At 43.3% G+C, this 12,412-nt stretch carries 15 protein-coding genes and 1 pseudogene; 13 read left to right on the forward strand and 3 right to left on the reverse strand.

Going from position 1 to position 12,412, the window contains the following annotated elements:
• The first annotated feature begins 9 nt into the window (after window positions 1-9).
• The 3 genes from V7K46_RS18795 to V7K46_RS18805 all read left to right on the forward strand — a co-directional run bounded on the left by V7K46_RS18795 (window position 10) and on the right by V7K46_RS18805 (window position 2,412).
• A complete protein-coding gene (locus V7K46_RS18795) occupies window positions 10-657 on the forward strand; it encodes a histidine phosphatase family protein (RefSeq protein WP_335115695.1) in 648 nt (215 codons plus the stop codon).
• 84 nt (window positions 658-741) lie between these two features.
• Window positions 742-1,764 (forward strand): glucokinase, encoded by a 1,023-nt coding sequence (locus V7K46_RS18800; protein WP_335115697.1) that lies wholly within the window; start codon window positions 742-744, stop codon window positions 1,762-1,764.
• 45 nt (window positions 1,765-1,809) lie between these two features.
• Window positions 1,810-2,412 (forward strand): hypothetical protein, encoded by a 603-nt coding sequence (locus tag V7K46_RS18805; RefSeq protein ID WP_335115699.1) that lies wholly within the window; start codon window positions 1,810-1,812, stop codon window positions 2,410-2,412.
• Between the two features lie 236 nt (window positions 2,413-2,648).
• Here the strand turns inward: V7K46_RS18805 and V7K46_RS18810 are convergent, their stop codons facing one another.
• Window positions 2,649-3,707, reverse strand: coding sequence for a glycosyl hydrolase (locus V7K46_RS18810; RefSeq protein ID WP_335115701.1), 1,059 nt, complete (start codon window positions 3,705-3,707; stop codon window positions 2,649-2,651).
• Between the two features lie 88 nt (window positions 3,708-3,795).
• On the opposite strand from V7K46_RS18810, the gene V7K46_RS18815 reads away from it, so the two are divergent.
• The 10 genes and pseudogenes from V7K46_RS18815 to V7K46_RS18855 all read left to right on the forward strand — a co-directional run bounded on the left by V7K46_RS18815 (window position 3,796) and on the right by V7K46_RS18855 (window position 9,494).
• On the forward strand, window positions 3,796-3,948 hold the full coding sequence (locus V7K46_RS18815) for a hypothetical protein (RefSeq protein WP_335115703.1): 153 nt from the start codon (window positions 3,796-3,798) through the stop codon (window positions 3,946-3,948).
• A 252-nt stretch (window positions 3,949-4,200) separates the two neighbouring features.
• Window positions 4,201-4,374, forward strand: a complete 174-nt coding sequence (locus V7K46_RS18820) for a hypothetical protein (protein ID WP_335115705.1) — start codon at window positions 4,201-4,203, stop codon at window positions 4,372-4,374.
• Window positions 4,374-5,711 (forward strand): LLM class flavin-dependent oxidoreductase, encoded by a 1,338-nt coding sequence (locus V7K46_RS18825; protein ID WP_335115707.1) that lies wholly within the window; start codon window positions 4,374-4,376, stop codon window positions 5,709-5,711. Before V7K46_RS18820 ends, V7K46_RS18825 begins: the two co-directional genes overlap by 1 nt.
• Before the next feature lie 13 nt (window positions 5,712-5,724).
• Window positions 5,725-5,952, forward strand: a complete 228-nt coding sequence (locus tag V7K46_RS18830) for an acyl-CoA dehydrogenase family protein (RefSeq protein WP_335115709.1) — start codon at window positions 5,725-5,727, stop codon at window positions 5,950-5,952.
• Window positions 5,953-5,961: 9 nt separating this feature from the next.
• A complete protein-coding gene (locus V7K46_RS18835) occupies window positions 5,962-6,138 on the forward strand; it encodes a hypothetical protein (protein WP_335115711.1) in 177 nt (58 codons plus the stop codon).
• A 448-nt stretch (window positions 6,139-6,586) separates the two neighbouring features.
• A pseudogene (locus V7K46_RS18840) lies at window positions 6,587-6,954 on the forward strand (fasciclin domain-containing protein).
• Window positions 6,955-7,714: 760 nt separating this feature from the next.
• On the forward strand, window positions 7,715-7,963 hold the full coding sequence (locus tag V7K46_RS18845) for a DUF1816 domain-containing protein (protein ID WP_335115713.1): 249 nt from the start codon (window positions 7,715-7,717) through the stop codon (window positions 7,961-7,963).
• Between the two features lie 95 nt (window positions 7,964-8,058).
• Window positions 8,059-8,481, forward strand: coding sequence for a hypothetical protein (locus tag V7K46_RS18850; protein ID WP_335115715.1), 423 nt, complete (start codon window positions 8,059-8,061; stop codon window positions 8,479-8,481).
• A 6-nt stretch (window positions 8,482-8,487) separates the two neighbouring features.
• Window positions 8,488-8,628, forward strand: coding sequence for an NACHT C-terminal helical domain 2-containing protein (locus V7K46_RS32105; RefSeq protein WP_442939852.1), 141 nt, complete (start codon window positions 8,488-8,490; stop codon window positions 8,626-8,628).
• A 428-nt stretch (window positions 8,629-9,056) separates the two neighbouring features.
• Window positions 9,057-9,494, forward strand: coding sequence for an RrF2 family transcriptional regulator (locus tag V7K46_RS18855; RefSeq protein ID WP_335115717.1), 438 nt, complete (start codon window positions 9,057-9,059; stop codon window positions 9,492-9,494).
• Between the two features lie 54 nt (window positions 9,495-9,548).
• On the opposite strand, the gene V7K46_RS18860 is transcribed toward V7K46_RS18855, so the two are convergent.
• Window positions 9,549-10,766 carry an ABC transporter permease gene (locus tag V7K46_RS18860; protein WP_298913573.1) on the reverse strand — a complete coding sequence of 406 codons (1,218 nt, stop codon included), beginning with the start codon at window positions 10,764-10,766 and terminating at the stop codon, window positions 9,549-9,551.
• Window positions 10,767-10,869: 103 nt separating this feature from the next.
• A complete protein-coding gene (locus V7K46_RS18865; RefSeq protein WP_335115720.1) occupies window positions 10,870-12,333 on the reverse strand; it encodes an efflux RND transporter periplasmic adaptor subunit in 1,464 nt (487 codons plus the stop codon).
• Between the last annotated feature and the right edge of the window lie 79 nt (window positions 12,334-12,412).

Here is a 12,412-nt window from a genome sequence, read left to right on the forward strand (position 1 = left end):
ATTAAACCCATGAGTCAAATAGTCTGGATAGCAAGACACGCTAACCGCCTCGACTTCGTAAACCCTGATTGGTTTCTCACCGCCGAACGACGCTACGATCCACCTTTGTCTGATGATGGTATGGTGCAGGCACAGCAGTTAGCCAAACGATTTAAAGGAGAAAATATTACCCATATTTTCGCTTCTCCTTTCCTGCGAACCGTACAAACGGCAAACGCAGTTGCAGAAGTGCTTAACTTACCCATCAAATTGGAGACAGGTTTAAGTGAATGGCTAAATCCAGTTTGGATGACAGAAGAACCCGAAAGACTCTCAACTCCAGCATTAGCAGAGTTATTTCCCAGGATTGACACCAGCTATACTTCGCGCATCGCCGCCAATTATCCTGAAACTCGCGAAAAAGTGCGAGAACGTTCTGGACAAACTGCTAGATGTTTAGCTACTGAATTCCTCCCAGATAATATCCTGCTAGTAGCACATGGTGCATCTGTGTTGGGGGGAGCAATGGGACTAGTAGGGGAAATTGCCATAACAGAAGTTAAAGCTTCTTTATGTTCCCTGGTAAAAGTGGTACGCGAAGATCCAGAATGGTTATTAGAACTAAAGGGAGATACTTCCCATTTAACCCACATAGAAGAAGTTATTCGATTTGCTTAAATCTCTGATCGGGATTTGCGTTCATGGCTTCTGCGAGGTTGGGTATATCCTACAAAAAAAGTAATTAATTCACGAATAAATTCTATGACTTTGTTACTAGCAGGAGACATCGGCGGGACGAAAACTATTCTGCGATTGGTTGAAACATCAGACTCACCAAGTTCAGATCCTATTTATCAAGAAAGTTTCCACAGTGGCGATTTTCCCGATTTAGTACCGATAGTGCAGCAGTTTTTGGTCAAAGCTAACACACGTATACCACAAAAGGCTTGTTTTGCGATCGCAGGCCCGATTGTCAAAAATACTGCCAAGCTGACCAATTTAGCTTGGTTTTTGGATACCGAGCGTCTAGAACAAGAATTAGGTATCCCACAAATTTCTTTGATTAACGACTTCGCCGCCGTTGGCTATGGCATTTTAGGTTTACAAAAACAAGACTTGCTGACGTTGCAGGTTGGCAAATCTCAACCCGAAGCCCCCATTGCCATTATTGGTGCTGGTACCGGCTTAGGGCAAGGATTTTTAATTAAGCAGGGAAACAACTATCAAGTCTTTTCCTCAGAGGGTGGACACACTGATTTTGCTCCCCGAAACGAGATGGAGTTTCAATTGTTAAAATACCTGCTGAATAAACATGATATCCAACGCATTTCTGTAGAACGCGTAGTTTCTGGAATGGGAATTGTCTCAATTTACCAATTTTTGCGCGATCGCAAAATTGCCCACGAATCACCAGACATCGCCCAAATCGTCAGAACTTGGGAACAACAAGCTGGGCAGGAAGAGAAAATCGATGCTGGTGCTGTCATTGGTACAGCTGCACTAGAAAAACGCGATCGCCTCTGTGAACAAACTTTGCAATTATTTATAGAGGCTTATGGCGCAGAAGCCGGAAATCTTGCCCTTAAACTCTTACCTTACGGTGGCTTATACGTCGCTGGTGGAATTGCGCCCAAAATTCTGCCCTTAATGCAAGACAGCAGTTTCTTATTAAATTTCACCCAAAAAGGCAGGATGCGCCGTCTCCTTGAAGAGATACCCGTGTATATTATCCTCAACCCGCAAGTGGGACTAATTGGTGCTGCTTTACGTGCTGCTGGGTTATAACAGCTAGCATCATCAGTGATATCAGCATCTCGAAAGGCAAAAAATATGACAGTTAAAAGTCTGTTGCCATTAATCGCCGCCACCTTTGTCTGTGGTGGATCTATTCTGGTGGAAGCACGTCAACTCAAACCTCCAACGGCTGTTGTCAAACCAACCGTTTCTCAACCCACACAGCCACAATGGAAATTATTCACCGCTCCAGATGGGCGCTTTTCTATTCTGATGCCGGGAAGCCCCAACAGAAATACCGAATACCAAAAAACTTACATGGGGAAAATTACCTTAGAAATATTTGTCGCTCAACCACCAAAACAGCAAGTAGCATATGTAGTTACTTGTAATGATTTTCCTTATAGTTACGGTCAAATGGCTGACCCCCAAGCTGTACTTAATAATGTACGGGATATGGCTTTAAAGACTACGAAAAGTAATTTAATTAGTCAACGAAACATTCGTAGTTCCAATAATCATCCTGGCAAAGAAATTGAGTACATCAATTCTGGAGGGAAAATAACTAAAAGTAGAATGTATGTTGCCGAAGGAAGACTATATCAAGTAATGGCAATAACTACAAAAAAACAGCAGAAGACATTAGCTAAAACCATTACGGGATATTTAAATTCCTTCCATGTAGTTTTGAAAAAGTGAAATAACTTAATCAAAAGACCTTTAAGAGGTTTGACTACGCAAAACTGTCCCTCTCGCCCGTCAAAGAGGGATAGACTTGAACTAAAGTTCAAGTCTGGGAGAGGTTCATCGAACTCAAAAAGCTGCGAGATAAGCGTGCGAAAACGAAAACGGAACGACAACAGCAGCGCAAGCCTGAATTGTCTTCGTCGCTACGAAACTGACGTGACCCCTGAGCTTGTCGTCAAAATATTGTTTTAATGTTCACCCCAGCGATCCCACTGGCGAAAATTAGTTCCGGCACTCACAGCTAAACCAATTTGGTGCTGTGAGGATAGTTCATCATAGCCACCTTCGTTTGCGCCAATATAGTACATACGGAAACTGCCATCATCCATTGCGACTACACAAGGTGTGCCTACTGCTCGTGCATCCCAACGACCAGAACCCTTTTGAGCATGGGAAAAGACAGAACCTCCAAGTTGCTCTCCCTCAACTTTTTGCCAATGAATCCCGTCCTCAGAAACAGCTAGACCGATGGAGTGATAACCGCTGCTGTTAACACCTTCGTAGAACATTACGTACTCTCCGTTTATTTTTATAACATTGCGAGTACCAATGCCTCTCTCATCAAAACTTCCAGATTTACCTGGTTCTAAAATCTGACCGACTTTTTGCCAATGAAAACCATCTTTAGACACAGCTAAACCCACTAAGAATCCTTTCTCAGAATTTAAGGTATGGTAGTACAATTTCCACATTCCATCATCAGGTAAAACTTGTGGCCAGGCACAAAACAAGGCATCAAACTCCCCTGCCTTGCCTAAATCTAGAAAGGCTCCTTGGTAAGTACTTTCCAACCGTACCCAATTTATCCCATCACGCGATATAGCACAGCCAGGGCGCATATTTAACCCTTTGGCTTTAAACCCTCCCCGATCAACAACTGTGTTATCGCCACCAAAATACCACATCCAATAAAGACCATCCTGTTCGTATACATTGCTCACACCAACATGAGCTGAGTCGAACCGATTTGGATCAGGATGAGGCTCAAAGACAGCCCCCCTAGTTAATAATCCCTGGACGCGTTGCCAATCAATTCCATCAGTAGAAATCGCTAAACCACATCGACCTGTGGGCAAATTTATTTGCCGATCAAAGGACGCATCCCGACCGTAATACCACATCCTCCAAGTTCCATCGGCACAACACAAAACCTGTGGCGAAGATACTCGTTCGGAATCCCACCAACCTTCAGAGCCTGGCATGAAAATTAATCCTGGTTGATGGTTTAAGGTTTTTGAGTCACTCATATCTAGAATCTAATTAACTTGAATATTGACACTTTCCTGACTAGAAATTAGTTTTACAGCTATCGCCTAACTTTTGAAGCTGCTACAGATGAATTGTAACTATAAAACCACTTCTCAAAAAAAGCGATCGCTCGCTGCCAAAGATATCGACAGAAGAACTTACACCAGTAGGCAGCATCAAGATTACCTGAAGCCGGAGGAGGCGCGATCATGTGAGAAATTCTGCATCCAGGACACTTAAGTTTTTAGATTATCTAAATAAATATGTACATACACCACTATCTTTGCTAATTAGCAAAACCCTTTCTCCTTATAGGGCATAGGCTTTTAGAGAAGGTATTATGAATTAATACTTGTTTTTTAACTCAATTTATGCAAATCTTATCAAGATAATACAACACTAATACGATTGATTTACCGTATTTCAAACAAAACACGTAAATTATCTAAACAAACTCAAACATCGTAGTTAAAAGGTTCTTTAAAGCTATGTTTGAGCCACACTACGGGATACAGGCGATCGGATTGGTCACGTTCTTCTGGGGAAGCTGAGTTTATGATTGCTTTCCAGGTGGTTCACTCTAGCTCTATGTGGCGACATCCCCAGACTGATTTAGGTTTCTTACAAGAGGCGGGTAATGATTTTATGATTGTTACGGAGGACTAATGAGCGGATCAAAGCAATTGAAATTGGGTGCTTTCATGCGCCCTGTAAGTATACATACTGGTGCTTGGCGCTATCCAGGGGCTTTACCTGATGCCAATTTCAACTTCCCGGCGCTGAAACGATTCATCCAGAAACTAGAGCAGGGCAAGTTTGACGCATTCTTCATGGCGGATCACTTAGCGGTGCTGAATATGCCGCTTAACGCGCTGAAGCGCAGCCACACTGTCACCTCATTTGAGCCTTTGACCCTGCTCTCTGCCCTCGCCAGCGTCACCGAACACATCGGGCTGGTAGCCACCGCTTCCACAACCTATGACGAGCCTTACCACATCGCTCGCCGCTTCGCGTCTCTCGACCATATCAGTGGCGGCCGCGCCGGCTGGAACATCGTCACCACATCCAATCCAGACGCATCACTCAACTTTGGCTTGTCAGAGGAGGTAGAGCATGACGAACGCTACGCGCGGGCTAGGGAATTCTATGATGTTGTAACAGGTCTTTGGGATTCCTTTGCTGACGATGCGTTCATCCGGGACGTGGAATCAGGGATTTATTTCGATCCCGCAAAAATTCACGTTCTGGGTCATCAGGGAAAACATCTTTCGGTGCGGGGGCCATTGAATATCGCCAGACCTGTGCAGGGTTGGCCGGTGATCGTTCAGGCGGGAGCTTCCGTTGCGGGTCGTCAACTGGCCGCCGAAACCGCCGAGGTCGTGTTTGCACCTGCTGATAATCTGGAGGCAGGCAAGATCCTCTTTGCTGACATTAAAGGTCGCGCCCGGGCGATCGGACGTGACCCAGAAAGCATCAAAATTCTTCCAGGTGTCTTGGTGATCGTGGGTGAAACTGTTACAGAGGCGATCGCCAAGCGTGAACATTTGGACAGCCTAGTGCATTATGAGAGCGGGATCGCCACCCTGAATAGCGCACTTGCCTACGACGTTTCGGGGTTCGATCCGGATGGACTATTGCCTGAAATCCCGCAGACTAACGCCGGCCAAAGTTCGCGAGAACAAGTGATAGCGCTGGCGCAACGCGATCACCTGACCATTCGACAGCTGGCTCAACACATCGGCAGTTACGGGGGTCTTGCGTTTGTCGGCACACCCCAAACCATCGCCGATGACATGGAGCAATGGCTGATTGAGCAAGGGTCTGACGGCTTCAATGTCATGTTCTCTTTCCTGCCTGAAGGGCTGAACGATTTCGTAGACAAGGTTATCCCAGAACTCCAACGACGTGGGATCTTTCGCCGGGAGTATGAGGGCAACACCTTGCGCGAAAATCTGGGACTTGCCCGCCCTGCTAACCGCTTCTTCCAGCCCGCAATAGTGTGATATTCATACAAAATTGATACCGGATGACGGCGGTTATCGTCTCAACGGGAAGAAATATTACAGCACTGGCAGCCTTTATGCAGACTTGATCTTCGTGCGTCTGTTGTCACCTGATGACACCGTAGTTACGGCACTGCTCCCGACCAAACGCCAGGGGATTGAGCTGGTGGACGACTGGGACGGCTTCGGGCAACGGCTGACTGGCACGGGAACGACTACGTTCACGAATGTGCGTGTATAAGCTGAAAAAGTGATTATTAATACATATACAGATAAAGATAATCTACCCTACAACATTGTCCCGCAATTGTTCTTGACTGCGATCAATGCTGGTAGAAGAGCCAGCAAAAGCGCGATCGCATTGTATCTTCATCAAGGTGGGTCATTTTTCCAACCCAATCCCATAACTAACACCATTTCCCGGTAGTGTGCAGAACAGCGATCGCAAGCTGAATATGGGTGTGGGTATTGAACGAAGAAAGGGTGGAAAAGAGTATTTAAATTCCTTCCATGTAGTTTTGAAAAAGTGAAATAACTTAATCAAAAGACCTCTAAGAGATTTTACTATGCAAAACTTTCCCTCTCACCCGTCCGAGAGGGATAGACTTGAACTTTAATTCAAGTCTGGGAGAGGTTTATCGAACTCACCTTGTGTTACGGGTTCCGCAATGCATTGTAAACCGGATAAAGAATTTTGGATTGTCGCTAACAAGATTTTTCCATTGACTCCTAAATTCTGCTGTATTTTAATTATTTCAATTTTTTAGCTCATATCATACAACTTATACGCTATTCAACCGCTTACTCAAACATGATTTCTAACACTAGGATGTCATGTTAAAAACCATTACCTATTATAAAACCAAGTGAAATAAATGGTTAATACTACTGATACCGCCGTTCCCGCTGGTTCTTTTAGCACCCTAGTTGATGCAATCAAGGCTGCCAATCTGATAGATACTCTCAAAGGTGTTGACTCGTTTATTGCCTCTGCATCCACAAATGAAGCTTTTGCAAAGCTTCCAGCAGATACTGTAGAGACATTGCTTAAGAATATTGATAAGCTTCAGCAACTCCTGACGTATCACATTGTTTCCGGCAAGGTGATGCCCATAAAGTCGATTGAAGGTTCAAGTTTAAAAATTGACCCTTTCTATAATGTTAATGTTGATTATGACCTACAGCCTCAAAACCCGATGCTGCTGATGATAACGGTGTCATCTACATCATTATTGATTCCTGAGTCAACAAACGTATAGATAGCTAATAAGGTGTGTGGATTAGAAACTATTTCTAGTAGACCTTTTGTATAAATTTCAATTGTCATGTTGAGCGGAGCGAAACAGAGTAGTGAGATTCTTTTCTCCACTGCGTTCTGCTCAAAATGACATTACTGATTTTTTGACTTTTGCAACAGGTCTAGTCACTACCTTACGTTTGTCTAGGTATATATTAGTAAATACTTTAGACAGCGATATGATTATTCTGAAAATGGGTCTGAGGAGTCAACACAACATCAGTTAAATTGCTTTAAAAATTCAAGGTTTTCAGATGGAAGCTTTATTAAAAAATCTAACTAATCCGAGTATTGATTGTAGTGAAGGTTTTATATCTACAGAAATCAATCCAGTTATGCAGGCATACTTGCCTTTGCTGTTCTAACACTTTACTCCGTCATATGCGTTTAAAAACACTTTACTGGCGTTGTAGCCACTGTAATGAGGAAATGCCAGTTTAAATTAGAAAACGCAACCGGAACAGCTAGAGATTGATCTGATGATGCTAGCTACTTTAGCCCTTTTGTATTATTCTCATCAAATAAAAATCGTTCGTGATAGATGTAAAGAAACATTTAGATTTATTAGGAGAAGGTTAGTTAAACTTGCTTGCGATCGCATCTGTGTATATTAGCAAATTTAATCATCTAATACTCAAAAATAAACGATAGTAATCTAGAAGCAAAGACTATCTTTAATCAAGTTTAATAAACTGTAGGTATCTTCATGAATTTATTTTCATCTAATCAATCTGAGTTATTTTGGTGGGTAGAAATTAACACTGCTGTTCCTTGTTGTACTTATTACTTTGGCCCTTTTAATAGTAAAAAAGAGGCACAACTTTCTAGAGCTAGCTACGTGGAAGACTTATATCAGGAAGAAGCCAGAGGCATTGTTGCAGTGGTCAAGCAATGTCAGCCCGATCTCCTCACAGTTTTTCAGGATAGAAGCAGAAGCCGAAAGAAAAATATTTAGTTTTTGAAGCCCGTCTCGCAGATATTCAACCAATTTGGAGGTTTTTTAGTGGTTGTCCGGTTGAGCGTCATACTTTTATTGAAATTTCTTTGGTATTGGAACTGAATTGGCGGGAGATTGCTATTAATCCGCCGGCAGAATTCTTGGAACTAGAAGAATACACCCAGTTGTCTGTCCTGGATATTGATACATTAGTGCAACAAGTGCGAGCGCAACGCTTCGATAAAATTCAAGACCAGTGTGGTATTTTGCAGTTATTGGATATCAGCGATCCCGTTGCGATCGATGACATATATATTGATGTGAATATTTTGGAGGAAATTGAAAGCCTTCAGTGGCTAGATATCTTGGAACTACAAAAGTTTAATTCAGAAAAATTTGACCGCTTTGGCTTAGGTGAGGTTGACCTAAAACAAATACTTGGTATACGGGCAGTGGAAACCTATCCGAAGCTCAGGGTATTAGGCAAACCTGGGGTAGGTCAAACCACCTTTTTGCAACATCTTGCCATTCAGTAGCAAGTACTGCAACACTACTACGATGCCAATCAGTTACTACTCGATTGCTTGCATAGCAATTGTGAAGTGACGCCTGCTATCAGACAGGAAATTGAAGACACTTTATTGTTGCCGATAAAGGAACTTGAAGACAGGGAATGGCAATAGGTCACTTGGTTAATTCCTCAAATCGGGTTGTGTTGCCAAAATGGTCTTGACTACGTTTTGTGTCATAGTTAATCAACTCATTCGCTAAATCAAACAACACCAACTTATGGTACAGAAATCAGGTACTTCTCTCCTGTATTTCAGGTAGTATATATGGACATATTGACCGCTCTCAACCACCACCTTTCTGGCTCCCTAGTACTCCACAGAGATTTGGGCTTGCTATTAATTACCGAAATATATTCTTATAGCTTCGAGCAGGTGAGGGTAAGGATGAAATGCGGCAGAGAAGTTAATATACAGCTTAAGTTTCTGAGCGAGATTGGCATTGAGCCGAGATAAGAGTGAAAACGGAAATAGGGCTGAAAAGACTTGATTTTTGGATATCAGAAATGTGCAGTATTTGACCAACTAATGTTTGCTCTAAAATGATGGAAATTTCTTCTAAATTTAGATATACCTTGCTGGCTTTGCTAGAACTAGCTAAACACCACGAACAGGGAGAATTATTGCCAATTGAACAGATTGCATCTGTTCAGCAAATACCAGAGCATTATTTAGAGCAAATTTTCATGAGCCTACGGCGTTCTGGTTTAGTCCATAGTCGGCGGGGAGTTAAGGGGGGTTATTTACTGAACAACCCACCAGAACAAATCACACTGTTGGAAATTCTGAATTGTCTGGAAGGAATTAATAGTCAACAACAGTGTGTAGATGCCTCTCAAACTATAGGAAATATTCTCATCCAGCAAATTTGGCAGGAAGCAATGTCCTCTGCAATGACAGTTTTTGAGGGCTATACGTTACGAGATATATGCTATCAACAACAACAGATGCAACACTCCGATTCCATATATCACATTTAGCTATTCTTTTTGTCAACAAAACTCATCATATATGTATTAGTTTACACTAATATACTAAGCGCTTCTCAAAGCCACAATCGGGTCGAGTTTAGCAGCGCGACGTGCAGGAACAACGCCAAAGAATAAACCAATACCACCAGAAACACCAACTGCCATAATAATCGCTGTTGGAGAAAGTGCCGCTTCTAAGGGAGTTAAGGCTCCCACTAATAGAATGCCACTGACGCCAACCGCAGTCCCAACTAAACCGCCAGCTGCTGAAACTATTACTGCCTCAATGATAAACTGTAGCAAAATATCTTGCTCAGTTGCGCCGATCGCTTTTCTCAATCCGATTTCTTGGGTGCGTTCGGTGACGGAGACAAGCATAATATTCATGATGCCAATGCCGCCGACAAACAGCGATATACTTGCGATCGCTGCTAACATAATTGTTAATGCACCTGTGATTTGACCGACAGTTTGCAAAGCATCTTTTTGAGAGCGGAGAGTAAAGTCATCTTCACCATTAATTTTGTGTCGTAGACGCAACAAATTAGTAATTTGAAATTCTGCTGCATCCACGCTATCTGAATCACGAGCGGCAGCGACGAGGTAATCTAAAGCAATACCATAGGGAGAATTCTTTCCCACAAGTCGGTTTGCTGAGGTTGTAATCGGTATTACCGCAGCATTATCATAATCTGCTCCGACGCTGGAACCTTTGGCTATTAACGTCCCAATCACTTGAAAGCTGGTATTTCCAACTCGCAATTGCTGACCGATAGCGTTACTATTACCGAATAGTTTTTCTGCCAAGTCTCCACCTAGCACAACGACTTGGTTACTTCGCTTGATGTCTACCTCGCTAAAAAACCTACCTTTAGCAGTTTCAAAATCCCGCACTGATAGAAAACTGGGAGTTGTGCCAATGATGTTGACATCGGTGTTTCTGTTGCGGTATGTAATTACCTGTCTTGTGTTCAATTCGGGAGCAACTCCTACTACTGTTGGTACTTGAGAGGCGATCGCTTCGGCATCTTGCAACACCAGAGTTTTTGGCACTTCAAAGGAGATCCGCTGAGTTTCTCGATTACCTGGCAGGATAAACAGCACATTTGGCCCTAATGACTCCAGCTGTTTATTCACGTACTTTTGCCCACCTTCGCCAATGCCAATCATGGCAATCACTGAGGCGTTGCCAATAACTATACCCAGCATGGTGAGGGCGCTACGCAGCTTATTTGACAGCAGGGTTTTACCTGCCATCTTAAGGCTTTCTAAGGGGTTCATACTAATTTGTAATTCGTAATTCGTAATTAAAATTTCAAAAATCTTGTAATCAGAGGTTTTCTATGCGTTAACCTGTTGAAACAATATATTCTTGCTAAAGGAATTATTTATTATTCTGTTCCTTGGCCTTTTCGATTTTGTAGTCTTTGGGTGGGTTGACAAAAATGCGATCGCCTTGTTTAACTCCCTCTAAAATCTGAGTTTGGTCTTGGATTTGTGCCCCAACTGTAATTTCGCGGAACTGGGGTTTATTCTTTGCATCTGGTACAAGTACACCAGTTTTACCCTTTTCGGTGACGATTGACACCGTTGGTAACACCAAGGCATTATTAACGCGATCGCCCACAAAAGTCAGATCCACATTTAAGCCAGAACGCAGTTTATCTATGCCAGTATCAAGAGCAACCCGCACCTGGAAGGATGTCACACCTTGTTCTATCACTGCTTCTGGAGCAATCAGGCGCACATGACCTTTAAAAACTTGATCGGGATAAGCATCGGCGACAATTTCCACCTGCTGTCCCTGTTTAATTCTGCCAAGATCGGCTTCGGGAACTTGAGCTAATACTTCTAAACCGCGTGCTACAGCGACAATTGAACTGGAAGTTGCCGACGCACTAGTAGAAGCAGAAGTTGTAGGTGTGACAAACGCACCTGGATCGGAATACTTTTGCGTCACAATTCCCGAAAGAGGAGCGCGAATAATTGTATCTTCCAACTGCACTTGCACACCTTTCAATTGAGCCTCAGCAGCTGCAACAGCTGCTTGGCGCTGGACAACTTCCTCAGGACGGGTGCCATCTTGCAACAGTACTAATGCTGCCCGTGTTTCAGTAACAGCTGCTTGGCGTTGGTCAATTTCCTCAGTTCTAGTGCCAGTTTGGACTAAGGAGAATCGTTTTTTAGCTTCTTCTAGACTGGCTTTAGCAGTTTTGTCTTCACTGATGGCTTGATCGAGTAATTGTTTATTCTCTGCTCCCTGTTCGTATAGGTATTGATAACGCTTTACCTGTCCACTGGTGTAATTCGCCTTTGCTTGAGCCGCATCCACTTGAGATTGAGATTGAGCAATCTCTTGGGGACGATTACCAGAGCGAGCTTGTGCTAGCTGGGCTTGAGCTTGTGCTAACCGCGCCTTTGCTTGAGCGATTTCTTGAGGACGACTACCAGCAACGGCTTCGGCTAGTTGTGCTTGACTTTGGGCTAAGTTAGCCCGGTACTGGCTCCTTTGGGCTTCAATGCTGGCACTATCCATGCGAGCGAGAATTTGCCCTTGTTGAATGCGATCGCCTTGTTGTACATATAATTGCGATAGCACTCCAGGGTTCTTCGGACTAATATTTACGCTCTGAACTGGCACGATTTTACCACTAGCTGTAATCCTCAAGGTGACGTTTTTCGCTGCCACTGGTACAGTTAATTGAGCAATGTTTTCTTTTGTCCCTTGATTTACCAGGGTGTAGGTTGTGATACCAATAACCAAGGCACTCCCTGCTATCAGCCCCATCAGCCAACGGAATGGATACTTAACTTTGCCAAAATCAGGAATTTCTATGTGCGTAGCCATATCTAGAAGCCTATAAATCTTGCTTTATGGGAGTAGCCTGTAATTAAAGGACAAGTGCAGGAAGGTGGAGTTGTTAAAA

The sequence above is a fragment of the Nostoc sp. genome (assembly GCF_036917395.1).
GTDB lineage: Bacteria > Cyanobacteriota > Cyanobacteriia > Cyanobacteriales > Nostocaceae > Nostoc.